Origin of the sequence: Bradyrhizobium australiense (assembly GCF_013114825.1) — a bacterium.
Lineage (GTDB): Bacteria > Pseudomonadota > Alphaproteobacteria > Rhizobiales > Xanthobacteraceae > Bradyrhizobium > Bradyrhizobium australiense.
Genome location: NZ_JAAVLX010000005.1, coordinates 390,075 through 414,658, shown reverse-complemented (window position 1 = coordinate 414,658; position 24,584 = coordinate 390,075). Strand labels below are relative to the sequence as shown.

At 60.1% G+C, this 24,584-nt stretch carries 22 protein-coding genes and 3 pseudogenes; 6 read left to right on the top strand and 19 right to left on the bottom strand.

Going from position 1 to position 24,584, the window contains the following annotated elements; genetic code table 11:
- The first annotated feature begins 430 nt into the window (after positions 1 to 430).
- A complete protein-coding gene (locus HCN58_RS18120) occupies positions 431 to 2,095 on the top strand; it encodes an MFS transporter (RefSeq protein WP_171580745.1) in 1,665 nt (554 codons plus the stop codon).
- A 77-nt stretch (positions 2,096 to 2,172) separates the two neighbouring features.
- Positions 2,173 to 2,372, top strand: a pseudogene (locus HCN58_RS18115) (carboxylating nicotinate-nucleotide diphosphorylase); the annotation flags it as partial.
- Between the two features lie 358 nt (positions 2,373 to 2,730).
- Here HCN58_RS18115 and HCN58_RS18110 read toward each other — a convergent pair.
- The 3 genes and pseudogenes from HCN58_RS18110 to HCN58_RS18100 form a co-directional block, all read right to left on the bottom strand.
- Positions 2,731 to 3,024: pseudogene (locus HCN58_RS18110) on the bottom strand (hypothetical protein); the annotation flags it as partial.
- Positions 3,021 to 3,239 (bottom strand): hypothetical protein, encoded by a 219-nt coding sequence (locus HCN58_RS18105; RefSeq protein WP_311966825.1) that lies wholly within the window; start codon positions 3,237 to 3,239, stop codon positions 3,021 to 3,023. The gene HCN58_RS18105 and the pseudogene HCN58_RS18110, both read right to left, overlap by 4 nt.
- Positions 3,240 to 3,616: 377 nt before the next feature.
- Positions 3,617 to 3,802: a hypothetical protein gene (locus tag HCN58_RS18100; RefSeq protein WP_171580743.1), complete on the bottom strand. Its 186-nt coding sequence runs from the start codon at positions 3,800 to 3,802 to the stop codon at positions 3,617 to 3,619.
- A 593-nt stretch (positions 3,803 to 4,395) separates the two neighbouring features.
- Between HCN58_RS18100 and HCN58_RS37100 the strand changes: the two genes are divergently transcribed.
- Both HCN58_RS37100 and HCN58_RS37455 read left to right on the top strand, forming a co-directional pair.
- The gene (locus HCN58_RS37100) at positions 4,396 to 4,602 is read left to right on the top strand and encodes a MarR family winged helix-turn-helix transcriptional regulator (RefSeq protein ID WP_311966824.1); all 207 of its coding nucleotides are present in this window, start codon (positions 4,396 to 4,398) and stop codon (positions 4,600 to 4,602) included.
- Between the two features lie 855 nt (positions 4,603 to 5,457).
- A complete protein-coding gene (locus HCN58_RS37455; protein WP_376701186.1) occupies positions 5,458 to 5,706 on the top strand; it encodes a DUF6894 family protein in 249 nt (82 codons plus the stop codon).
- A gap of 196 nt (positions 5,707 to 5,902) precedes the next feature.
- On the opposite strand, the gene fdxB is transcribed toward HCN58_RS37455, so the two are convergent.
- The 8 genes from fdxB to nifD all read right to left on the bottom strand — a co-directional run bounded on the left by fdxB (position 5,903) and on the right by nifD (position 13,609).
- Complete coding sequence (fdxB, locus tag HCN58_RS18090) at positions 5,903 to 6,202, bottom strand: ferredoxin III, nif-specific (protein ID WP_171580742.1); 300 nt, start codon at positions 6,200 to 6,202, stop codon at positions 5,903 to 5,905.
- 13 nt (positions 6,203 to 6,215) lie between these two features.
- The gene (locus HCN58_RS18085; RefSeq protein ID WP_171580741.1) at positions 6,216 to 6,416 is read right to left on the bottom strand and encodes a CCE_0567 family metalloprotein; all 201 of its coding nucleotides are present in this window, start codon (positions 6,414 to 6,416) and stop codon (positions 6,216 to 6,218) included.
- Between the two features lie 9 nt (positions 6,417 to 6,425).
- Positions 6,426 to 6,896: a NifX-associated nitrogen fixation protein gene (locus HCN58_RS18080; RefSeq protein ID WP_171580740.1), complete on the bottom strand. Its 471-nt coding sequence runs from the start codon at positions 6,894 to 6,896 to the stop codon at positions 6,426 to 6,428.
- 7 nt (positions 6,897 to 6,903) lie between these two features.
- Entirely contained in the window at positions 6,904 to 7,299 is a 396-nt protein-coding gene (gene nifX, locus HCN58_RS18075; RefSeq protein WP_065730399.1) for a nitrogen fixation protein NifX, read from the bottom strand.
- On the bottom strand, positions 7,296 to 8,702 hold the full coding sequence (gene nifN, locus HCN58_RS18070) for a nitrogenase iron-molybdenum cofactor biosynthesis protein NifN (protein WP_171580739.1): 1,407 nt from the start codon (positions 8,700 to 8,702) through the stop codon (positions 7,296 to 7,298). The genes nifX and nifN overlap by 4 nt, the downstream gene beginning before the upstream one ends.
- 9 nt (positions 8,703 to 8,711) lie before the next feature.
- Entirely contained in the window at positions 8,712 to 10,376 is a 1,665-nt protein-coding gene (gene nifE / locus HCN58_RS18065; RefSeq protein WP_171580738.1) for a nitrogenase iron-molybdenum cofactor biosynthesis protein NifE, read from the bottom strand.
- A gap of 99 nt (positions 10,377 to 10,475) precedes the next feature.
- Positions 10,476 to 12,035: a nitrogenase molybdenum-iron protein subunit beta gene (gene nifK / locus HCN58_RS18060; RefSeq protein WP_171580737.1), complete on the bottom strand. Its 1,560-nt coding sequence runs from the start codon at positions 12,033 to 12,035 to the stop codon at positions 10,476 to 10,478.
- A gap of 71 nt (positions 12,036 to 12,106) precedes the next feature.
- Complete coding sequence (gene nifD, locus HCN58_RS18055; protein ID WP_171580736.1) at positions 12,107 to 13,609, bottom strand: nitrogenase molybdenum-iron protein alpha chain; 1,503 nt, start codon at positions 13,607 to 13,609, stop codon at positions 12,107 to 12,109.
- 730 nt (positions 13,610 to 14,339) lie between these two features.
- Between nifD and HCN58_RS18050 the strand changes: the two are divergent.
- Positions 14,340 to 16,639: pseudogene (locus tag HCN58_RS18050) on the top strand (NADP-dependent malic enzyme).
- Between the two features lie 275 nt (positions 16,640 to 16,914).
- Positions 16,915 to 17,154: a hypothetical protein gene (locus HCN58_RS35880; RefSeq protein ID WP_235983692.1), complete on the top strand. Its 240-nt coding sequence runs from the start codon at positions 16,915 to 16,917 to the stop codon at positions 17,152 to 17,154.
- A 175-nt stretch (positions 17,155 to 17,329) separates the two neighbouring features.
- Here HCN58_RS35880 and HCN58_RS18040 read toward each other — a convergent pair whose 3' ends face one another.
- The 8 genes from HCN58_RS18040 to HCN58_RS18005 form a co-directional block, all read right to left on the bottom strand.
- The gene (locus tag HCN58_RS18040; protein ID WP_171580735.1) at positions 17,330 to 17,665 is read right to left on the bottom strand and encodes a hypothetical protein; all 336 of its coding nucleotides are present in this window, start codon (positions 17,663 to 17,665) and stop codon (positions 17,330 to 17,332) included.
- A gap of 262 nt (positions 17,666 to 17,927) precedes the next feature.
- Positions 17,928 to 19,175 carry a cysteine desulfurase gene (locus tag HCN58_RS18035; RefSeq protein ID WP_171580734.1) on the bottom strand — a complete coding sequence of 416 codons (1,248 nt, stop codon included), beginning with the start codon at positions 19,173 to 19,175 and terminating at the stop codon, positions 17,928 to 17,930.
- Positions 19,172 to 20,497, bottom strand: a complete 1,326-nt coding sequence (gene sufD / locus HCN58_RS18030; protein WP_171580733.1) for a Fe-S cluster assembly protein SufD — start codon at positions 20,495 to 20,497, stop codon at positions 19,172 to 19,174. Before sufD ends, HCN58_RS18035 begins: the two co-directional genes overlap by 4 nt.
- Before the next feature lie 17 nt (positions 20,498 to 20,514).
- A complete protein-coding gene (gene sufC / locus HCN58_RS18025; RefSeq protein WP_171580732.1) occupies positions 20,515 to 21,267 on the bottom strand; it encodes a Fe-S cluster assembly ATPase SufC in 753 nt (250 codons plus the stop codon).
- Positions 21,268 to 21,345: 78 nt separating this feature from the next.
- On the bottom strand, positions 21,346 to 21,483 hold the full coding sequence (locus HCN58_RS18020) for a hypothetical protein (RefSeq protein WP_171580731.1): 138 nt from the start codon (positions 21,481 to 21,483) through the stop codon (positions 21,346 to 21,348).
- Positions 21,480 to 22,979 carry a Fe-S cluster assembly protein SufB gene (sufB, locus tag HCN58_RS18015; protein ID WP_171580730.1) on the bottom strand — a complete coding sequence of 500 codons (1,500 nt, stop codon included), beginning with the start codon at positions 22,977 to 22,979 and terminating at the stop codon, positions 21,480 to 21,482. Before sufB ends, HCN58_RS18020 begins: the two co-directional genes overlap by 4 nt.
- Positions 22,973 to 23,158, bottom strand: coding sequence for a hypothetical protein (locus tag HCN58_RS18010; RefSeq protein ID WP_171580729.1), 186 nt, complete (start codon positions 23,156 to 23,158; stop codon positions 22,973 to 22,975). Before HCN58_RS18010 ends, sufB begins: the two co-directional genes overlap by 7 nt.
- Before the next feature lie 10 nt (positions 23,159 to 23,168).
- Complete coding sequence (locus tag HCN58_RS18005) at positions 23,169 to 23,363, bottom strand: 4Fe-4S binding protein (RefSeq protein WP_171580728.1); 195 nt, start codon at positions 23,361 to 23,363, stop codon at positions 23,169 to 23,171.
- Positions 23,364 to 24,584 lie beyond the last annotated feature (1,221 nt).

The window sequence follows — 24,584 nt, the reverse complement described above, 5'->3', positions numbered from 1 at the left end:
GCTGAGGAGAATTCCTTTAGATCGGTGTTCGAACGCAAATTAAGAATCGCGAATATCGTATCGCCATTCACTCGCGTGGCCCATCCACCCTGACGAGATCAAAATATCGGAACTCGGCCGTTCAAGAGGTTCATCTGAGATTTGGCTGCGAAACAGCGATCTCGCCTCACGTCGCCGTGATCTAATGCCATGTCCATCCGCTACGCGATCAGCATCAATCTCGAAGTCAAGACCGCCACCGAGCGGGACATGCCGTGCTTGACCGCGAACCCTGCCCAGACCGGAACGATGATCGCGTTCACCGAGCAATGCCGCTGCTGGGTCGACCAATTCGACAAGGCAGACCGAGGTTGCCTGGTAGCGTCGAGGTTGCCCGGATCATCACTGATCTGGCCCAGGTTCACATTATCGGAGGCGAGGCAGGAGCCAAATGACCGAGTTGCCCCAGTCGCAGACCTTCAGCGCCGATAGCATCACTGCGCCGTTCCACCATGTCACGTTCCGCCGCATATGGCTGGCGAGTCTTTTCTCTAATCTTGGCGCCTTGATTCGGGGCGTTGGCGCGGCTTGGGCGATGACGCAGATGACATCGTCGGCCGACAAGGTCGCACTGGTCCAGACCGCCTTGATGCTGCCGGTCATGCTGATCTCGATGCCGGCCGGTGCCATTGCCGACATGCATGACCGGCGCATCGTGATGCTATTTTCGCTTGGTATCGCGCTCGCGGGCGCGGCCGCGCTGACGGCCCTCGCCTGGCTCGGCCTAGTCACGCCGAACCTGTTATTGGCGCTGTGCTTCGTGGTCGGCAGCGGTGTGGCGCTGATGGATCCGGCCTGGCAATCCTCGGTCAGCGAACAGGTACCGTCGGAAACGCTTCCCGCGGCGGTCGCGCTGAACAGCATCAGCTACAATATCGCACGCAGTGTAGGTCCGGCAATCGGTGGCATTGTCGTTGTGACCGCTGGCGCAGTAGCTGCTTTCGCACTAAACGCGCTGCTTTATCTGCCACTAATGCTGGCGCTGTTCCTGTGGAAACCTTTCTCCGAACCGTCGCGTCTGCCGCCTGAAAGGTTTAACCGTGCCATCGTTACGGGCGTGCGCTACATCGCCAATTCGCCATCGATCAAGATCGTTCTGACCCGCTCCATGGTAACAGGCGCGATCGGCGGCGCGATCATCGCACTGATGCCGCTAGTGGCGCGCGATCTCCTCCATGGCGATGCCCAGACCTATGGCATCATGCTGAGCGCCTTTGGCCTGGGCGCGGTGATCGGCGCTCTCAATCTCACTGAGGTACGGAAGCGCATGAGTGGCGAGGCGGCGATCCGCGCCTGTGCGCTGTCCATGGGCTGTGCGATTGCCGCGGTGGCGCTGAGCCGAGAGCCGGTACTGACGACGGCCGCGCTTTTTCTTGCGGGCGCCGTGTGGATGATGGCGTGGGCGCTGTTCAATATTGGCGTGCAGCTATCGGCGCCACGCTGGGTGGCGGGACGCTCGCTCGCGGCCTATCAGGCGGCGAGTTCCGGCGGGATTGCTGTTGGCAGTTGGGGTTGGGGCCATCTCACCGATGCCGCTGGGGTCCAAACTGCGCTCCTGGTCTCGGCCGCCCTGATGTTGGTCTCGCCGCTCCTAGGCCTTTGGTGGCGCATGCCGCGCGTCGGCGCGTGGGGCGAAGAGGCCGAGGTGCTTGAGGATCCTGAGGTGCGGCTGACGCTGACCGGACGCAGCGGCCCGTTGGTTGTCGAGATCGAATATCGCGTAACGCAGGGGAATGCGCGGTCCTTTCACAACGTGATGCAGGACGTACAGCTGTTCCGGCAGCGCAATGGCGCTTATGGCTGGTCGATAGCACGCGACATCGCCGATCCCGAACTATGGACCGAGCGCTATCACTGCCCGACATGGCTCGATTATTTGCGCCAGCGCAACCGCTCGACTCCGTCGGAGCGCGCGATTGAACAGCAGGCAATTGCTTTCCACATTGGCCCTGAGCCCGTGCGGGTCCGACGCATGTTGGAACGCCCGTTCGGATCGGTGCGCTGGAAGGAAAACGTGTCCGCGGCCTTTGGGAAGCAAGAAATCTCGCGTTTCTGATAGCGATCATCGCGTTCCAGCGCGATTCAGATTGCGTCTAGCTGAATCAAACTCTCGAAGATAATCGATCGGTTTTCGATGCGGTGCTGCTCGACAACATGACGGTCGAGGCTATCGAGCAGGCCGTAACCATGGTGCGCGGCAAGGCGATCATCGAAGCCTCCGGTCGCATCGCCGCCGCCATCCCGCCCGCCATCGCCGTAACCGGCGTCGACTTGATCTCGGCTGGATCACGCATTCGTCGGCCGCGCTCGACATCGGCCTGGATTACGTTTGATACAGTGTATTCGCCAACCTGTGTGAAATCGATCGGAATTCCTCAATCGTCTGGGGATTCAAACCGCCTGCCGAAGGTGGAGACCGGCAGGGATGGCGGCTATTTCAAACGGCCGGGCTCGACAGGGCAGCGCGTTGAGCCGCTGTCGCACTATGCGTTGATCTTTTTGGAGGCGACTCGGCAAAACGCCCCCCAAGACGACGTCCGCTCGCAACGCAAACGGCGGGTGAAGAGCGCGGGGCTAAGGCCTGGTGGGACGTTTTCGCTTGCCGGCCACGTGCTGTTGCTGCTGGGACTCTTATGGCCGCCGGCCAGCTTCGCCAGTAAACAACCGAGGTATCATTCGCTGCGATTGCTCGGGAGCCGCCACCTCCCTCTCTCCCGGTAGTCCGGCCTCGATCGGGCGCGCTTCCATGAATTTGAGCAGGGCACGTCCCTCTTCGGTGATGCGCCAGCCACCGTTCATGCGCTCAATGAGTTTCTGCGAAAAGATGTCGAGGTGCGGCACACGGGCGGCCAATCCCTTGGTGCGCTCGGCCCAGTCCCGACCGCTCGTAGCTAAAATGGCCATGTCGCGCTTGAGCTCCGCCACCGCTGCGAACCCGTCCGGATAGCTCACAAGGATCTTCAGGATTGTGACCTGGAAATTCACTTGAGTGACACAATCATGTTGTCCGCACCGACCGCCATATGGTCGGCGCTTCGTCGATCTGTTTGAGGCGGTCGGGGCCTCGTCTCACCTTTGGGGGTGGCTTTCAGAAGCTTAGAGGCGACATGCGCGCGGGTGCCGGTCTCGTCCCGGGACACTTTCTCACAGACCTCGTCGAGGACCGCGCGTAGAAGCTCGGTGATAGCGGCATCGAACATTTTGAGATCTCCCCCATCCCTCTAGTGAGGAAGATAATACGGATCGCGCGCTCCTGAATTCAAGTGAGTTAGTCAGGCGGAATCTAAAACCGCTTTTCAAGCGTTCGCCGCACAGCGGTTTCCAGCTCCTCTTTCCGCTTCCTCCAGCCTATGATTTCGCGCTGCCTCTGAGCTCTCTCGAATAATTCCAGCGCGGCCCCGCATAGAGAGGCGGACCACGCTTGCTACACAATTCAAAGGCTCGAGATCCGTCGAGATGACGCTGGGGGCGCATCATGCCCTCTGGGTGAGCATGTGAGGCGCTAGCCGCTTGATGCACAGCGCCAAATGCACTGGTTGCGGCTTTGAGCAAGCTCAATTTGCTATCCCAGACGGAGTTACACCAGTTTGGCGACGGCTTCAGCCGCATCGTTTCCATGCAGGACCGGCCGGCCCGCTGCGCTGGACCAATGCTCGGATTGCCTTAGTTCGCTGCCAAGCCGCATCAGGCTGTACTGCAGCCAGATTCTTTCCTGCTTATCGCGCTTGCTGCGCCGAAACAACGTCTCAGCATAGGTGCCCATGAGGGAGTCGTTTACAAATACCTAGCCACGTACTGTTCCTATGCCGTTTCTCCGAACTGGTACTGGAGATGGATTTGACCGCATGATTGTCTTTGCCGCCCCCAAAAGAGTCGACTCGCGAAAAAGGGTTGTGAGCTTGACCCTGCATAATAAGGATCTTTCGATATTGATTACTGCAACGAGTCCCACGTCGACGGTTAAACTCCGCGTTAGCCCGACCTTTTCGACGGATTTCACCACACCGATTGTCCCCGCTTGTGCTGGCAGCGACCCAGCGATGGGCAAGTCCCGACTTCTGCAGCGCCGAGGTGATCTGAGTGCCCACAGGTGACGCGCTGTGGATTGGATTCGCGCTGACAGCGTTGTCCCTGTTAAAAAATCCGCGCTATGGAGAGGAAAGCAATGGAACGCTGACATACCATGCCTCCTGATCTGCCCAGTCTAGCAAGAGCGGTCGCTAGTAGCTCGCAAAACTCTCAGGAGGTAGTCCGGCGATTGGTGTGGCAGATCAGATCCATCAACTTTTGTCTGGAGGACTCCGGGCCAGTGCACTTGGCATCACTGGGCCACAGTGACTGATCTTGATGGCTTTAATGGAGTTGGACGAAGGAAAAGGTATTCCTGTGAATGTGGTGTCGAAATTCATCCACGTCGACTCTTCATTCGTCACTACGCAATCAAAGCTGCTGGAGAAGAAGGGCTTCTTGCGGCGCAAGCCCTCTACCAGCGATGCCCGGGTCGTCCAGATGTCGCTGACGGACAAGACTTACAAGCATTTTGCGAGCGTCGCCGCACAATAGGAAGCACTCGACGAATTTGTTTTTGGTGATCTCGCTATTCATGAGGTGACCGAGTTTGCTAACAGGCTTACTGCGCTCAAGCATCGTCTAGAGAAAGCTCGCTTGAAGGCCGTTCTGGAGCTCTGAGGACAAAAACCGCCACAATCCAATGACGCGCTGCCCTGATCATGTCTGATCGATTTTCGGCTTTCGACGTCATAGCGGCCGCTCGCGAGGTTAAGCTTCACCGCGCGCGCAGGCTCAGAATTCACAAGCGTTCCGATGTTCGGTCCTCGGTGCGCCGTACGACGTTGCGCATAACAATCTCCGAAAGCCGCACAACCAACTGCTTGAGATGCGCAATCTCCTGCTTGCAGCACTCCAGCTCGCGCTGTTCGTCTGTCGTCACTGATGATTCAGGGCGATCCCTACCGTCCGTCATATCTATTGAGAATTCCTCTCCGACCGAGTCGTCGTGAGCATCGTCCGAGTCTGGCTCTGAAGGATTCATCCCTTCGCGAGAACGAAGCTTCGGCCTTTATTGGACCTCTTGAGAGCCTTCCTGATCGTTAAGCTTGTACGTACTGTACGGAACGCCTCGTTTAAGTCGTTGCTGTAGTCGGCACGCTTCACTTTCGTCCGAAGCGCACCAACTATCTGATTTGTTTTTCTCCAGCAGCATTGTGCCTTTTCTTCATTTGCGGTAGGCGAAAACAACCAAGGATAAACCCATGAGCGACAATTCCGCCGAGATTGCGCCGCCTAAGTGATTGGCGCCCACTCTGCTCATCGTCTGACGCCCCGTAGTAGCCTCGAGCTAGGTAGCCGGAAGCGCACACTTCGTTATGGGTGACATGCGATCACCGCATCTCGTTTATGAAAATCTGTTTTCTTTCTCACGTGCAACAAGGCCGGCGAGCAATGCTTCGTTTTTATTTCAATCTCGCAGGAAAGCGGAATGTCGACGACCCCTGCGGGTTGCCATTCGAAAACGAGGTGCAAGCCTTCCGTGCGGCCGAGCGCTTGGCAGAGGAGCTAGCGAGAACTCACCCTCTTCTACGGGGTACCACCAGTGTAGTCGTAACATGCAAGGACCGAGATGAAGTGTATTACATAAGCGTGTGATCGGCATTCCATCCAAAGCGAATTGCGGGCGACGAGGGCATGATTCTACCCTGGGGTCGGCTCGGCACCCGCAAGCTGGCGGGAATGGATCGGCGCCAAGGGCTCTATCCCCGAGCGCAGCATATGGAGAGTCCCTTCAGCGAGGCTTTGCCGTCCAACTCCCGCTTGCCTGCAGGAAAGGCGGACAGAGGCGCTGTCAAGCGGCTTCCGTTCCGGCGGGCTGATGGGTCTGGCAGTTGGTCGGACAAACCCGGGCGCAGGCGCCGCAGCCGATACAAGCGCCCTGGTCATTCATCACCATAATCTTCTTTTCGATCTCATCGTCTTCGTCATCGTCGAGATCGACAAGATCGCCCTCCTCATTGATCCCCTTCAACGTCATGACGTCGCGACCGCAGACCTTGAAACAGCGGCCACAACCGATGCACTTCTTGGGATCAATTGAGATCAGGTAGTTCGGCGTCCAGTCGCGGCCGTCGCGCGTTGCAAATGACATGATCGGATACCCTTTAGGCCTTTTCGAGCGCCTTGAGATCCTCGCGCTTGCGCTCCAGTTCGGCAAAGGCATCGTGCGCCTTCTGCGCCACCGCCAAGATCGAGGTCCAGTTGACGGGAAGTTCCTCGGACAAATCGTGCAGATCCATCTTGGCCTTGGTCGCCTTCACCGACAGCTTTCTTATTTCTGCTTTCAGGATTTCAAGTTCGCTCATGAGCTGCCCTCAATAGTTTGCCACGTCGGGAAATTTCCGGATCATCTTGATGCCGCCTTCGACGTATTTGCCACCCTCGGCGGCGAGCTTTGCGAGATTGTCAAAGCCAAAGCGATGCACATCGCGCAGCTGCTTGTTCACCACGATCAGTCGGCCGCCGATCAGCACGATGCGGCCAAAGCCTTCATGATGCATCTTCAGCATCGGCTGGATCATCACACCCGTCGCCTTCTCGATCGAGAGCGCGACTGCATTGAAGAACAGCTCCAGCCGCCAGAGCGTATCCGGATCGGGATCGCCGACGATCGGCAGCGCCCGCCGTTTCTCCTTGTCCAGAATATACGGTTCGAGCAGATCGAGATCGCTCTTGCCGTCCCACGCGCCATGGACGTCCTGGGCGCGCCAGATCTTGATCAGTCCCCTCACGAATGGCGCATCGAGCGCGCGATCAGTTTGCACGATATCCGCCGCTTCAGTCATGTCGTCCTCATTCTTCGAAATCGAGCGTGCGCTCCTGGTCCTTTGCCAGCGCCTTGCGCAGCCAGGGTGGCGGCGTACCCTTCAGCACGTGCCGAAGCTTCTCGACCAGCACCAGGATGTTCTCGGGCTTGTTCACCTTGATCGGATGTATATTGTTCGCCACTACGCGCGCGGCACCGGAGCCGCCGATGGCCGCGACATAGAGGATGGCGCAATCCTTGATTGCCTCGATCTTGGGCGCGAGCTTGTCCTCGTTGCCGTCTTCCTTGAGGTCGCCGTCGAACTGAATTGCCTTCAGAAATACGTGCCCGATTGGCCCAACATCATAGATCGCGATGTACTTGGCCCAGCCAAAATGCGCATCGACGCGCCTCAAGTCTTGGGTAGCGAATGCGACTTTCATGCAATCGATTCCTCTGTTGAGGCGATGAAGCTGCGGCGGCTGGGCTTTAAGCGCTGTCTCGAGGTCCGCCAGCTATCGGGCGTAGGCTGATGATTTTCCTCGCGGTCGGCGATCACGAGATTGGCGATATCGAAAATCACATCGCGCGTGCCGCGATAGCCGACGGATAGCTGGTGTCCCGCGCCGATTCGATCGAACATCGGAAATCCCGCGCGATAAAACGGAATCTTCAGCCGCGCCGCCGCTTGGCGGCCATGCGAATGCGTAATCAGCAGGTCGCAATTCCTCGTCCTAGCAAGCTCTTCCAGATCCTCGAGATCGCCGATCAGCACCTCGTTGGTTCCGATCCGCTCCAGCACCGGCGACTGCGTGGTCGTTACGGCTGCCGTCACCTGCGCGCCCATCTCGTGAAGCATGCTAGACAGGTCGAACAGGAGGTCAGGCTCGGCACCAATCGCGAGCTTGCGGCCGCCGACATGGAAATGGGCGTCCAGCATCGCGTCGGCGAGCTGGCCGCGCTGGCGCCGATATTTTGCTGGCACAGGGCGGCCACTGATGTCGCTCAGGAAAGCGAGGAATTCATCGTTGGGGATGAGGCCGCACAGCCGCTCGAACAGGCGGAACGGCACCCCGGTCTTGGCCTGTATGGCTTCTGCCGCCCGCCGCATCTGCTCACCGATGGCAATGGTGCAGCTGGACCGGCCCATGCCCGCTACTTCGTCAACCCCGATGCCACCAATGGTCGTTGGCGTAAACTCGTCCGGGATATGCCCGTCCAGAGATCCTGCGAGATCAGGCAGGAAGGATGGCTTCAGGCCGAAATCCTCCAGGATCGTCCTGAGTTCGTCGAGGTCACCCGGCGTCAGGTGACATCCGGGGAGGACATTCACCCGCGCGGGATCACGCTCCGCCCCGCCCGCCGGCGACTCCACCAGTACCTCGACCATGCATGCCACCGTCTTGCCCCACCCGTCCTGAAAGGCGTCCTTGAAATCGGGCGTCGAGACAAAGACTAAAGGAAATTTGGCGAGCTGCGGATGCTGCTCGCGGATCAGCTTGATGTAGCCGTCGACGTCATCGCCATTAGTTTCGGTGACTCCGGTCGAGCAGATCCCGATGATCTCCGGCTTGGCACGATTGTATATGTTGAGGATAGCTTGCTCGACATTTTCATAACCGCCGAGCACGGTCGCCACCTCGCTCATCGCAGTCGTCTGCAGCGGCACCGCCTCCTTGAAATGCCGCACGAACAGCGTGAGCCCGAAGGATGTGCACCCTTGCGAGCCGTGCAGAAGCGGCATCGCTCCACGCAGGCCCATGAAGGCGAATGCGCCGCCAATCGGCTGACTCATCTTCAGCGGGTTGACCGCGCAGGCCTTCTTCGGCGTGGTGACGATCGCCATGACGCCGTCCTATTCCGCGGCCTGCAGCATGGCAGGCGGCGAGGACACCGGCATTTTCGCCAGGATGTCCTCGATACGCCTCTTGCAGCAGCCACCCAACGCATTGGTGTGCTGTCTGACTGCCTCGACGCTGGTCAGGCCATGGGAGCGGATTGCATCCTCGAGGGTGCCGAGATCGACTTCCTTGCAGAAGCAGACCTTTTTCGCGCGCCGGGTCGTCTCCGGATCGGCGGCGACCTCGGCGGCCTGCGCGTCCATCTGCGCCATCACCTTGGTCTGCCTATTCTTAGCCACCTCCTCCCACGGCACTGGTCGACGCAGCTGCTCCCACATCGGGTTGAACAGCGCCTTGTCGATCTCCTCGACCAGCTTCACCATACCGAGGTAGCCCATATAGGCGTGGCAGCGCTCCTGGTTGATGTCGAGCCAGGGCATCGCCGCTTTCAGCGCAACGAACTGCGATTTGCCGCCCGAGAGCATGATATCTGCTTTCGCGTCCTTCAGCATCTTGTATATCTCGCGCGGCGTCATGTCCTCGATCATGTGGGCATCCTGTCCCATCAGCTCTTTGATGCGCTCCTTGTCCTGCTTGGTGGATTTCTTGACGCTGGTGCCGACCAGGTCGAGCCCTGCCTCCTGCAGCGCCGCCACCACGGACCAGGACTTGACGCCGCCAGTGATCAGAAGTGCTCTCTTGCCGGCAAAGCGGGGCTTGTAGGGTTCGATCGCGGCCCAGGCGCCCGCCTCCTCGCGCGCGATCACCGCCTCGGTGCGCTCGATCAGTTCGGAAGGCGCCCCACGTTCGACCAACAGCCGGGCAATCTGGCGCAGCGAATCGCTGGAATCCTGGATGCCATAGAACGACCCTTCGAAAAACGGGATGCCGTAACGCTCCTCCATCTTGCGCGCGACACTGATCATCGCCTTCGAACATACCATCATGGCAGCGCGCGCCCGGTGCGAAGAGGCGACTTCGCGATATTTGCCGTCCCCCGAGATGCAGGAGAGGATGCGGATGCCGAGCTCGTCAAGCAGCGGCTTGACCTGCCAAAGCTCGCCGGAGAGGTTGTATTCGCCAATCAGGTTGATGTCATAGGGCGTGGTGTAGTCCGGCTCTTGTGTGCCGATGACATGCTCGAGCAAGGCCTCGCCGGCGAGCTTGTTGCCGAGGTTCTTGGAGCCGACGAAGCCCGGTGAATTTACGGGAATGACCGGCTTGCCGAGCTTTTGCGAAGCCGCCTTGCAAACCGCATTGATGTCGTCGCCGATCATGGCGGGTACGCAGGTCTGATAGACGAAAATGGCCGGCGGGTTGTACTTGCTGATGATCTCTTTGATTGCTTTGTAGAGACGCTTCTCGCCCCCAAATACTATATCGGTTTCGTTCATGTCAGTGGTGAGTCCGGTGCGCCAGATGCTGGCGCCAGACGAAGCCGCACCGCGGTTATCCCAGGAATTACCCTCACAGGCGATCGGACCGTGCACGAGATGAGCGACGTCGGTAAAAGGCTGCAGCGCAATTTTGGCGCCGTCGAAGGCGCAGCCGCCTGCGGCGCCGCCCGGCTGCACCTGCTTGGTGCAGCCCTTGTTGCGCTCGGCATCCGATTTGTTGGCGTTCTTGGCGCAGCCCGGCTCGTTGAAGATCTTCTCGATCGTGGCCGATAGCGAACTCATCCGTCTCTCCTCCCAACCGAGCTTGTTCGCGAAGATCAGGTCCATCGTGCGCTTAGGCCATCGCTGACGTTTGCCGGCGATGGCGTGCGCCGTTCGTCATCAACGAATGATGTCGAAGCTATAGTCGGTCTTGCCGGCAATGTTGGTCTTCTTGTCGATCTCGTCGAAGATCTTGTCGAGAATCTTCACCAATACGTTCATGCCCCCCTGATAGCCCCACACCGGAGAGCGGTGATGGTGATGCCGATCGAAGATTGGGAAACCGATCCGGATCAGCGGCGTACCAGTGTCGCGCTCCAGATATTTGCCATAGGTGTTACCAATCAGGAAATCGACCGGCTCGGTGAACAAGAGCGAGCGCATATGCCAGAGGTCTCGCCCCGGATAGGCATGGCAGTTCTGCCCAAACGGCGAGCTCCCAAATAACGCCTGCATTTTCTCCTCCCAGGCCTTGTTGCCGTTCGTGGACAGCACATGAATCGGTTCGGCGCCAAGCTCGAGCAGGAAGGCAGCCAACCCATAGCAGAGATCTGGATCGCCATAGATCGCAAATTTCTTGCCGTGGACATGCGCGCTAGAGTCGGCCATCGCGTCGACCAAGCGGCCGCGCTCTCGAGCCAGTTCCTCCGGAATGTCTTTGCCACTGATGCGCGACAGCGCCATCAGAAACTCATCCGTTGCTGACACGCCCACCGGATAATTGAAGGCCACGACCTCCTGGCCATGATCGGCGATGAACGGCAGCGTCTTTTCCGTGCACCACTGCTGCATCGAGATCGTTGCTTTAGCGTGAACCGCGTTCGCGGCGTCTTCCAAAGTCGTGCCGCCGTCATACATCCGGAACTCGCCGTCGGTCGGTGTATCGAACACATCGGAATTATCGGCAAGAATAGTGTAGTGAATGCCCATCAATTCGAAGATGCGCTTGATCTCGCGGATGTTGCCAACGGTATAGCCGTCAAAGCCGCCGATGAGGTTGATCTTATTGTTGGGCGCGCGCTCGAGTTTCGCGGCTGTCCCGGCCTTGCCGTCCCAGAAATGCTCGAGGATGCCCTTGAGCGCATTGTCGTACCCGGTGACATGGCTGCCCACGAAGGCTGGCGTGTGCGCAAACGGCACATCGAAATCAGCTGGCACCGAGCCTTTTTCCTTGGAGGTTTTGATAAAGGCATTGAGGTCGTCTCCGATCACCTCCGCCATACAAGTGGTGGAGACCGCGATCATCTTGGGCTTATACATATTATAGCTGTTGGCGAGCCCATCGATCATGTTGTTCAGCCCGCCGAATACCGCAGCGTCCTCCGTCATCGACGAGGAGACGCAGGAGCTTGGCTCCTTGAAGTGCCGCGACAAATGGCTGCGGTAGTAGGCCACGCAGCCTTGGGAGCCATGCACGAACGGCAGCGTGGCCTCGAAGCCAACTGAGGCGAACACCGCGCCCAGCGGCTGGCAAGCCTTGGCTGGGTTTACCGTGAGCGCTTCCCGCGCAAAATTCTTTTCGCGATATTCGGGCGTCTTCGCCCATTCCCTGATGCGTTCTACTTCCGCGGGATCGCGGGGATTCTCGAACATCTTCTTCTTGTTGGCCAGCATCTGCTGGTATTCCGGACCGCGGAACAGCTCGAAATGATCGAGCACGTGTTCTGCACTCTGCGCCATTGGTAGGATCCTTTTCGAAAATCGTGATCAATATTGGGTTCGGCTCTCAGCAGTGAGCCGGGCCACTTGGGTTATTCGGCAGCCAACAGGTTCGGCTTCGGGACCTCCTTCCACGGCGCCTTGGTCTTTTTCCAGATCGGTGAGTTGATGGCCATGTCCATGTCGCGCGCGAAGATCGCAAATCCGTCATAGCCATGATACGGACCCGAATAGTCCCAGGAGTGCATTTGGCGGAACGGTACGCCCATCTTTTGGAAGACATATTTTTCCTTGATGCCAGAGCCGACCAAGTCAGGCTGGATCTTCTCGACGAAGCGTTCGAACTCATAGCCCGTGACGTCGTCGTAGATGAGCGTGCCATCCTTGACGTAGTGCTGGGCAGTGCGCTGGTAATCGTCATTGTGGCCGAACTCGTAGCCGGTGCCGACGACCTCCATTCCGAGGTCCTCGTAGGCGCCGATCACATGGCGCGGACGCAGTCCGCCAACGAACAGCATCACGCTCTTGCCTTCCAGGCGCGGGCGATATTTAGCGATCACCGCGTCCACCAGCGGCTGATATTTTGCAATCACCCGCTCGGCACCCTCCTTGATCTTGTCGTCAAAATAACCGGCTATCTTGCGCAGCGACTCCACGATCTTGGAGGGCCCGAAGAAGTTGTATTCGCACCAGGGAATACCGAATTTCTCCTCCATGTGGCGCGAGATGTAGTTCATCGAGCGGTAGCAATGCAGCACGTTAAGCTTCGCCTTCGGCGTTGCCTCGAGCTCGGCCAGGGAACCGTCACCGGACCACTGCGCGATCACGCGCAGGCCCATCTCCTCAAGCAGAATTCGAGATGACCAGGCGTCGCCGCCGATATTGTAGTCGCCGATGATCGCGACATCGTAGGGCGTCGGCTCGAATGTCGGCTTACTCTCGGGGGTGACCTTGTCGAACACCCAATCGCGCACCGCGTCGTTGGCAATATGGTGGCCGAGCGACTGTGACACGCCGCGGAAACCCTCGCAGCGGACCGGCACGATTGTCTTGCCGCCATATTCCTTCGATTTTGCCCTGGAGACCGCCTCGATGTCGTCGCCGATCAGACCGATTGGGCATTCCGACTGGATGGTGATGCCGTTGTTGAGCGGGAACAGCTCCTGAATTTCATCAATGATTTTGACGAGCTTCTTGTCCCCGCCGAACACGATATCCTTTTCCTGGAAGTCGGATGTGAACTGCAAGGTCACGAAACTATCGATACCTGTCGTGCCGACGTAATAGTTACGCCGCGAGCCCCACGAGTACTGTCCACAGCCGACCGGACCGTGGCTGATATGGATCATGTCCTTGATCGGTCCCCAGACCACACCTTTGGAGCCCGCGTAGGCGCAACCGCGGATCGTCATCACACCGGGGATGGATTTGAGGTTGGACTTGACTCCGCAGTCCGACTTGCCGGCCTCGTGAACATTGAGGTGCTTGGCGCGCCGTTTTGCGGTCTTCTCCGGATAGACCCTCAGCACCTCCTGAATCAGCTCTTTGTTGCGGGCTTTGATTTCTGCGATGCTCTGGGTCGTGGCGAGACTCATGCTGATATCCTTCAAAGGTTTCCTGTTGCGACGGCGGCTCTCGGCCAAGAGTTTTGCAACGACCGTGCCAGCCGCGACGTGAGCGCAAAAAACAGCGCAGTTGAAAGTAGATAGGCACCTTCGCGCGGGTAACCGGACTGTTGTTGCAAACCCGACATCGAGCGTGTCTACCGTGCTCGTTTGATCCTGTTCGAAACAAAAACAAGGGCGGGCGCGCGCGATATTGCACAGCATTTGCCCCACAAGAGCGCGAGAACATTGCGACACGGGCCCGCTACCGAAAATGGAACGTGACGAGGCGACCCAGCTGCAAGGCTGCGTCAGCCAGTCTGGATCACCATCGTCGTGAAGCCTGACCGCTGCTCAGCTCGTTGGCGACGGTGGTGCGCACATTGCGCCTGGCCTCCCTCGCCATCCTGATCCCAATCCTATTGGGCCGACTAGCCAGAGAGATCGTCGCGGCCGGCCCGCAGGCGTTGTTCGACTGCCTGAGCACCTCAAGCCACAGCGCTCGTGGGATTTCCGCTCCATGGGCTTCTGCATGCGCGTCGACGCCCAGACCGCCCTGGCTGATACGCCTTGATGTAATGAGGGCTGTTGATAGGGGTGCGATCCGATGTTGCATCCGGGCTGCCGGGCGTGCTTCACATCCGGCTCCATCCACCGGACAACTGACCTTGATTAGACGAGCACAGAATAGAAACTTGGGGTTAGGAAACGCGAGAGTAGCATGTCATCCCATTCTGAAGATCTCCTTTCGGCGGCGCTGGCCTATCACCGGCTGCCGCGACCCGGTAAGCTCGAAATCCAGGCGATCAAGCCGCTCGTCAACCAGCGCGACCTTGCGCTCGCCTATTCGCCCGGCGTTGCCGCCGCCTGCACCGAGATCGCCAAAGACCCCACTGAGGTCGCCTCTCTGACGGCACGTGCCAATTTGGTTGCCGTGGTCAGTAATGGCAGCGCCGTGCTCGGCCTCGGCAATATCGGCCCGCTGGCGTCCAAGCCCGTGATGGAAGGCAAGGCGGTGCTGTTCAAGAAGTTCGCCGGCATCGACGTGTTCGACATCGAGATCAAGGCCGACACCATCGAGCGCGTGGTCGACACGGTGGCGGCGCTGGAGCCGACTTTCGGGGGCATCAATCTTGAAGATATCCGCGGACCGGAATGCTTCGCAATCGAGGCGCAGCTGAAGGAGCGCATGAAGATCCCAGTCTTCCATGACGACCAGCACGGCACCGCCATCATCGTGGGCGCTGCGATCGCAAACGCCCTGCTTCTCAACGGCAAGAAGCTGCCCGACGTGAAGATCGTCTGCTCCGGCGCCGGCGCGGCCGCGATCGCCTGTCTCAACCTGCTGGTGTCGATGGTGCGCAGCGTAAGAACATCTGGGTCTGCGACATCGATGGCGTCGTCCATGAAGCCCGCAATACCTCGATGGATCCCTGGAAGGCCGTCTATGCGCAGAACACTGATGCGCGGGTGCTCGCGGATGTCATTCCCGGTGCGGATATCTTCTTGGGGTTGTCAGCGCCAAACGTGCTGAGACCGGAAATGGTCAAGCAGATGGCCGACAAGCCGCTGGTGATGGCGCTCGCCAACCCGGTGCCGGAGATCATGCCGGACGAGGCCCGCAAAGGCCGTCCCGACGTGATGATCTGCACGGGACGTTCGGACTTCGCGAACCAGGTCAACAACGTCCTGTGCTTTCCCTTCATCTTCCGCGGCGCGCTCGATGTCGGCGCCACCGAAATCAACGAGGAGATGAAGCACGCGGCGGTCGATGCAATCGCGCAGCTTGCGCGCGATCCTCCGTCGGACGCGGTGGCTTCCGGTTTCGACACTGGCGAGACGCAGGGCTTTGGGCCGGGATCGCTGATCCCGAGCCCGTTCGACCCGCGCCTGATCCTGCGCATCGCGCCGGCGGTGGCGAGGGCTGCGATGGACTCCGGCGTCGCGACGCGGCCGATCAAGAATTTCGACGAATATCGCGCGCTGCTCGAGCGGTTTGCGTTCCGCTCCGGTCTCCTTATGAAGCCGATGTTCGCCAAGGCCAAGACGCAGCCGGTGCGCGTCATCTACGCCGAGGGCGAGGACGAGCGCGTGCTGCGCGCCACGCAAGTGGTCCTCGAGGAGAAGCTGGCGCGGGCGATCCTGGTGGGGCGGCCGTCGGTGGTCGAAGCCCGCATCAAACGGTTTGGCCTCTCGATCAAGCCGGGCGAGGATTTTGACCTTGTCAATCCTGAGGACGATCCGCGCTATCGCTCCTACGTGCAGTCCTATATCGACGTTGCCGGGCGCCACGGCGTCACGCCGGACGCGGCGCGCACGGTGGTGCGCACCAACAACACGGTGATCGCGGCCCTCGCTGTGGTGCGTGGGGAAGCCGACGCCATGCTGTGCGGCGTCGAGGGGCGGTACATGAGCCACCTGCGGCATGTGCGCGAGATCATCGGCTTTTTGCCGGGGACCAGCGATTATGCGGCGCTGGCGCTGATGATCACCAGGAAGGGCTCCTATTTCATCGCCGATACCCAGGTGCGGCCCAGCCCAAGCGCGGAGGAACTGGCGGAAATCGCCTCGCTGGCTGCGCTCCACGTCCAGCGCTTCAACTTCAAGCCGAAGGTCGCGTTCGTATCGCATTCCGACTTCGGCAGCTATGACACCGACTCCTCGCGCAAGATGCGCCGCGCGACCCAGCTTCTGAAAGAGAAGCACCCGGGGCTCGAGGCTGACGGCGAGATGCAGGGCGACACCGCGCTGTCGGCCGCTGCACGACGGATGGTGCTGCCGCAATCGATGTTGGACGGCGAGGCCAACATCCTGATCATGCCGACGCTAGATGCTGCCAACATCGCCTATCAGACGGTAAAGGTCCTGGCGGATGCGCTTCCCGTGGGGCCGATCCTGATCGGTCCGGCGCGGCCGGCGCATATCCTAACGCCCGGGGTGACCGCGCGTGGCGTCCTCAACATGACGGCGGTCGCCGCGGTCGAGGCCCAGGAGCGCGCCGGCCGTCCGCAACTCGGCTAATTGAAGGCGGTCGCCCTCCGGGCGCAGACGGATTCGATTTGATCGCGGAGAGCGGAACGACCATAAACGTTCCGCTCTTCCCGCGTCCGCACTGCAGTCAGCTCCACCAGCCAGCGTTCGTTACCTTTGGGCGAGTTCTCTTCGCGTTGCTGTTCATCTACACGCGGGCGACGAAGCTGTTCGGCATACAGCAGACCGCCGATCTCATCGCGACCAAATTTTCAGTTCCCGAGGCGTTCGCGTCCTAAACCGCGTCGCTTGAGAGCGCGACCGGAATGCCGACGCCGCAACTTCAGGCGGTTGTGGTCGATTCGCTCGAACTCCTCGCGGCGCTGATGATCGCGTTGAACTTTGGTGCGCGCTTCTTTCTGGTTGTCACGGTCCTCCATGTCGGGATCTCGACTTGTTATTTGTACGACTTCCGGAATTATCCGGGGCACGGCAACGCAGGATGCTGTCGATGTCTTGAAGAACCTCGCGACCATCGGCGCGTTGTTCATGATCGCAAGCTATGACCGCCGCCGGAAGAATGTCGAGGCGCCTACGGGGACGTGTAGGCCCCGCGGCTCTTGGATTCGCGCGACAGGCAGATGGCGAGCGAGGATCGGCAGGCCACCGCGCCTAATTGGGGCGCTGCCGTGCTCAGATCAAACTTGAGGACGAGCCCCCTGCTGCACAACGTTGCAGCATCTACCCCAGATCTTTGTCCCTCTCGCGCCATTGTTGCCGGGAGACCACACATGCGGGTGCGCGAGAGGTGGGCGGCTCGATCAGCGCATCAAGCCGCGTCACGGTGAACGGTGGTCCGCCTTCGGAAATGGTTCGGTCGGCGGCATAGTGGTCAATTCGGGCGGCACGCCGGGCAGGCGTCTCGATCATGATGCGACTAGATGGAATTCGCATCATGATCCCATGTCTTTGTTTGAGCAGGATCTTTCGGGAAACCGGTTTGCACTTTTCCGGATCATGATCGAGGCTTAATACCTCGATTCCACCGAGAGATCCGCTCTCGCCGAGACGAATCATCCCGTGAGCGCGACTGATGATGAAGACGGCCCGCGCTATGAACCCAAGGGCGTAGGACAGATCTGCCGCACGGTTCGAGTCTCGCCCGCAAAGACCAGCGGCTCACCAATATCCTTGGGCGGATCCATGCGCCGTTCTTAATCAGCATCAAGTAGCGGACCCACTCGCCCGGGCGGAAGTCCTGCGATACAATGCTTAGCGCATTGCTGCGGCAACTCGCGTATACACGACGCGTCTCATGGTCTGGGGCCAGCCCCTTCGCTCATGAGAACAGCTCCTGCGCCTTGATAAGCGCGCCCGCCAGCACATCGATATCTTCATGCGTGTTGTAGAGAGCGAACGAAGCGCGGCAGGTCGCTGGCACGCCAAAACGTTCGTGCAGCGGCATCGCGCAATGGGTACCGGCGCGCACCGCCACGCCTGCACGATCGATGACGGTGGCAAAATCGTGTGCATGCGCGACTTTTATTTCGAAGGAGATGATCGCGCCCTTCTCAGCCGCCGTTCCGATAATACGTAGGGACTTGATGCCCCGCAGCTTCTTCTGCGCGTAAGCGAGCAGTGCGCTCTCGTGCTTGTGGATCTGTGCCTTTCCTATTGAATTGATATAGTCCACAGCTGCGCCCAGACCGATCGCCTCGACGATCGGAGGCGTGCCAGCCTCGAACCGGTGAGGCGGATCACCGTAGGTGACGCCGCCACGCGAGACCTCGCGGATCATCTCGCCGCCACCATTGAACGGCGGCATCGACGCCAGATGCGTATACTTACCGTAAAGCACGCCGATGCCGGTCGGCCCATACAGTTTGTGGCTCGTCATCACGTAAAAATCGCAATCAATGTCGCGGACATCAACATCCAGATGAACGCAGGCTTGCGAACCGTCGACCAACACCGCGATGCCACGTGCATGCGCGATCCTCACTATTTCCTTCACCGGCAACACGGTGCCGAGCACGTTGGACATCTGCGTGATCGCAACCATTTTGGTGCGCTCGGTCAGAAGCCGCTCGAACTCCTCGAGGAGGAAATTGCCCTCCCCGTCCACTGGCGCCCATTTGATGACAGCGCCATAGCGTTCCCTGAGAAAATGCCATGGCACGATATTGGCGTGGTGCTCCATGATCGAGAGAACGATCTCATCACCCGCTGTAATGCGCTCGCGGCCGAAAGTCTGCGCGACCAGATTGATCGCCTCGGTGGCGCTACGAGTAAAGATGATCTCCTCGGTGCCGCGCGCGTTGACGAACTGCGCCACCTTCGCGCGGGCGCCCTCATAGGCGTCGGTCGCGGCATTGGCGAGGTAATGCAGGCCGCGATGCACGTTGGCGTATTCGCTCTTGTAAGCCTCGGTCATCCGGTCGAGCACGGCGGTCGGCTTCTGCGCGGAGGCGGCGTTATCGAGATAGACCAGCGGCTTTCCATAGACCTTCATCGCCAGCGCTGGGAAATCCTCCCGCACGCGATGGACGTCATAGGCACCATTTTTGACCGCTGGGTGCTGACTCATGAACGTGCCTCCAGCCAGCGGCGCGTGGCAGCAATTGCGAGTTCTCGCAGATCGTCGTTGACGATGGACTCAATCGCCTCGCCCACGAACGCCTGGATCAAGAGCGCCTGCGCCTCCTTCTCGGAGAGACCGCGGGCGCGCAGGTAGAACAAGAGGCTTTCTTCGAGCGCACCGGTCGTGGCGCCATGGCCGCAGGTGACGTCGTCGGCGAAGATTTCGAGTTCCGGCTTGTTATCGGCCTCGGCATCGTCGGACAAGAGCAGCGCCCGCGTCATCATCTTGGCGTCGGTCTTCTGCGCATCGGGACGCACGACGATGCGGCCCTGGAACACCGAATGGGCGCGGTTGTCAGCGACGGCGCGGAACACCTCGCGGCTGGCGCAATGCGGCACCGCGTGGTCCATGAACAGCGTGGTGTCGGCGTGCTGGCGGCCGTTGAGCAGGTTGACCCCGTTGGTCTCGACCCGGGAGTGCTCGCCGGCAAACGCAATCGTCGCCTGATAGCGGCTGACGGCGGCGCCGGACGTCATGCCGAACGTGTTGAAATGCGCATGCGCGCCCAGGGTGACGACGGAGGAGGAGATGTTGATGGCTTCACGGCTGTCCTCGACGAGGCGAACATGGTCGAGCCGCGAATTGTCGCCGATCGCGATGATCAGGGAATCATGGGCCTGATAGACCTCGGCGCCATCGGCAGCGATGTAACCCTCGACCAGCGTCAGCCCGGCATCCCGGCCGAGCCGCAGCAGCGAACGGGTGAACATCGCCGCCGGCGTGGCGGCATTGGCGACGTGAATGACCTGGAGCGGCTGCTTCAGCACGAGGCCGTCGGCGATTTCGATCACGACGCCGTCGGTCATCATCGCGCTGTTGAGCGCCACCATCGGATTGGCGTTATCGGGCGTGAGAAGCTGCGCCTGCAGCGCGGCGTCGCCGGCTTCCAGCACGTCCTGCAAGGTGCGGACGGTAAGGCCCTTCTCCAGGCCATCGAGTTCGGAAAGTTTCGGAGCGAACACGCCATCGACCAGTACGAGCCGGCGCGCACCTTTGATCGCCTGCAGCTTCACGGCCGCCGCGGCTCGTTTCAGTGCAGCCGCATCCGGCGCAGGCGCCAGCGGCAAAACCTCGCGCATCAGCGCGCGCAGGTCGGTATATTTCCAGTCTTCGATCCGGCGATGCGGCAGGCCTGCGCGCTCATAGGCCTCGAAGGCGGCGCTTCGCGCCTCAGCCACTTTGCCCGCGCCCGGCAGCCGGTCGCGCGCGATCGCAAAGCTGTCGCTCAGCGCGCGTCCCGTCTCGTTCTTTGCCAACACCAGGTTCATCACAAATCCGCTTTGCGTCAGGCCGCGTCTTCGAATTGGGCGTAGCCGGAAGCCTCGAGCTCCAGCGCCAGTTCCTTGCCGCCGCTTTTCACCACGCGGCCCCTCGACATCACGTGCACGAAATCAGGGATGATGTAGTTGAGCAGCCGCTGGTAGTGCGTGATCACCACCATCGCGCGATCGGGCGAACGCAGCGCATTGACGCCGTCGGCCGCGATCCTGAGCGCGTCGATATCGAGGCCGGAATCCATTTCATCGAGGATGCAGACGGCCGGCTCGAACAGCGCCATCTGCAAGATCTCGTTGCGCTTCTTTTCGCCGCCGGAGAAGCCGACATTGACGCCGCGCTTCAGCATGTCCTGCGGGATGTTGAGCGACTTGGCGACCTCGCGGACCTTCTTGAGAAATTCCGGAGACGTAAGCTGGCTTTGGCCGCGCGCCTTGCGCTGGGCGTTCAACGCCGTGTGCAGGAAGTTCCAGGTGGTGACGCCGGGAATTTCGACCGGGTACTGGAACGCCAGGAACACACCCTTGGCGGCGCGCTCGTCCGGCTCCATCTCAAGGAGGTCCTCGCCCCTGAACAGGATCTCGCCGTCAGTGACCTCATAGCCCGGCTTGCCGGCGATGACGTGCGAAAGCGTCGACTTGCCAGAGCCGTTCGGCCCCATGATCGCGTGCACCTCGCCCGGGTTCACCGTCAGCGTCAGCCCATGGAGGATTTCGTTATCCTCGACACGGACCTTCAGATCTTTCACTTCAAGCAATGACATTAGTTACTTCCGCCTTTTGTCGGAACTCTGAGCGACTTCCACCAACTGTTGCATTGGCCCGCTCGAATCCGACGTCCATCATGCCGGTCGGCTACTAAGCTCCATCAACTCCTTGAGCAGCGCTTCAGACACCTTGATTGAACTATCACGAATGCTCGCCGTCCAACCCATCGCGCGGACGAAAGCCTCGATCGGCTCATCCGCGGACTGGATCATCCGACGCTGCCCTCCAGCGAGATCGAGATCAGCCTCTGCGCCTCAACCGCGAATTCCATCGGCAGTTGCTGCAGCACGTCCTTGACGAAGCCGTTGACCACGAGACCAACCGCTCCCTCCTGCGAGAGTCCGCGCTGGGTGCAATAGAACAGCACGTCCTCGGAAATCTTCGACGTCGTCGCCTCGTGCTCGAAAGTCGCCGACGAGTTCTTCGCTTCGACATAAGGCACGGTATGCGCGCCGCACTTGTCGCCGATCAGGAGCGAATCGCAGGCGGTGTAGTTGCGTGCGCCGGTCGCCTTGCGATGCGCCGTGACGAGGCCGCGATAGGTATTTTGCGATTTGCCCGCCGCGATGCCCTTGGAGATGATCCGGCTCGACGTGTTCTTGCCGAGATGGAGCATCTTGGTGCCGCTATCGACCTGCTGGTGACCGTTCGAGATCGCAATCGAATAGAACTCGCCGCGGGAATTGTCGCCGCGCAGGATGCAGCTCGGATACTTCCAGGTGATCGCCGAACCGGTCTCGACCTGGGTCCAGGAAATCTTCGAATGGTTGCCGCGGCAGTCGCCACGCTTGGTGACGAAATTGTAGATGCCGCCCAAGCCCTCGGAATTGCCGGGGTACCAGTTCTGCACCGTCGAATACTTGATCTCGGCGTCATCGAGGGCGACGAGTTCAACGACCGCGGCATGCAACTGGTTCTCATCGCGCTGCGGTGCGGTGCAGCCCTCGAGATAGCTGACGTAGGATCCCTTGTCGGCGATGATCAGCGTGCGCTCGAACTGGCCGGTGTTGCGCTCGTTGATGCGGAAATAGGTCGACAGCTCCATCGGACAGCGCACGCCCGGCGGCACATAGACGAACGAGCCGTCCGAAAACACTGCCGAGTTAAGCGTCGCGAAGTAATTGTCCGAGGTCGGCACGACCGAGCCAAGATACTGCTTCACCAATTCAGGGTGCTCGCGGATCGCTTCCGAGATCGGCATGAAGATCACGCCGGCAGCCTTCAGCTCCTTCTGGAACGTGGTCGCGACCGAAACCGAGTCGAACACCGCGTCGACCGCAATCTTGCGGTTGGCCGACGGCTCGCCGCCCGGCGGCGGCTCGACGCCTTCGAGAATGGCGACTTCGCGCAAGGGAATGCCGAGCTTCTCGTAGGTTTTGAGAATTTCGGGATCGATTTCATCGATCGACGACAGCGTCTTCTTCGGCTTCGGCGCTGCGTAATAGTGAATGTCCTGGTAGTCGATCTTCGGATAGTTGACGCGCGCCCAGGTCGGCTCGGTCATCGTCAGCCAGCGGCGATAGGCCTCCAGGCGCCATTCCAGCATCCAGGCCGGTTCGTTCTTCTTGGCGGAGATGAAGCGGACGGTGTCTTCCGACAGACCCTTCGGGGCCTTGTCGGATTCGATCAGCGTCTCAAACCCATATCGATACTGGTCGACGTCGATCGAGCGCACCCGGTCGACCGTGTCTTTTACGGCTGCTACCATTGCCCGCTCCGCCGCTCGCGCAAGGACGACTCCGACCATGTCCGACGACGGCGGCAGCGCGCCCCCTTCACCGCATGGGCGATCGCGTAAGTCACACGCAGCCCGCGGCCAACCAGGCCGCGAATCAGAAACGCCGCCGATAGTGTTTCAATCTTGCTGCGCGCAGCGGACCCGCTCATCGGCCGCTCCTTATGCCTGCACGCACGTGCCGGGCACCGGGCAGATAACGGCGCATTGCGGCGTGTCGCAATGCTCCTCGCATTGGGTGCACTTCTTCGGATCGATTACATATACGTCGTTCTTGAGGCTGATTGCTGCATTCGGGCATTCGAACTCACATGCGCCGCAGACGGTGCACTGGGAGGCGATTATCTTGTAGGCCATAAACTCCGATTCCTTGGGCAGGCGACGGGACAGTTTCTTCCCTTCAAAGGTCGTGCCAACCGCCGAGCTGATTTATCTCGGCGATTTCCCTCTTGTGCATGTCCTGGGCCAGACAGCGTGTCGCGACCGCGACACTCGGCTAACAGACGCTTGATCTGGTGGCCATACTTCTTGAGCGTGCAGCTGGCGTAGGTAGGCGAGTCGCCTCCCTCCTGCACCCAGCCCGACTTCTCGATGGCCGCGGTAACGTGGTCGCGGTCGGTCATTTTCGCGCCGCTCCCAAATGCTCGGCGGTCTCGCCCCCCGGTTCGCCCGCAACTCGCGAACTCGCAATCGGATGCAGTGACCAGTTCCCCCGGAAGCCGCGCCGGCGCTTCGGCGACAGCGGCACGATCAGCAGCTGCGGCAGTGATAGCTCGTCCGATCGGCGGCTCCACAGCATCGCCAACAGGCCACCCTCCGTGAGGAGCTGGCAAAGTCGGTTCTGATGATCGCAAGTTTCTTGGCCAGCGTCGCGTCCGCTACACGCAATTCTCGAGCTCGCACATGTTGCGGGGAAAAACGCAATTCACTACTAGCACGTCCATTGCAGTGTAGCGAAGCTCAATGCACGACTGTTCTCGCCATTGATTTTTCCAAGAACTCGGCCGCGAGCAGCGGGATCTCACTGCGGCTCTCGCGCAAGGGCAGCAGCAGGATGGGCACGACGATGCGATGGTAGAGGTCTAGCGCGGAACTTGTTTCGCGCCACCGCCTCTCGAGATGCGGTTGATCGAGTCAGTGACAGCGCGGCGATCTTGATAGTCCGATGTGTCGACGCGCTGGAACTCCTGCTCCTCCAGGATACAGAGCAGCTTTTGGAACGGTGGCGAGATCTCACCGATCTCGTCGAGGGGTTGCCTTGTCAGCGAGTTGAATCATCCCTGGCACGGGTTCAGCGCTCCGGTGAAGACCTCTTCTCACGGGCGTGACAATTTCGATCAAGCACCGTCTCAGGCAGCCCGGCGCAATTCTTCTCATATAGGGCCGCCCGCCGCGCGGCGACAGCTCGTGCACGCGTGGAGACCAGTTCCTTGCGGGTCGCAGAACGCCCCGCAACAACACGATCCTGTTGGACTGGGCAACGACCGCGATTTTCTCGAGAGGCCGCGGGGACTGTTGCCGATGATGTCTTAATGGACCCTTTTGCAGTCGCGGGTAGGCTTCAGCTCTGATAGCCTC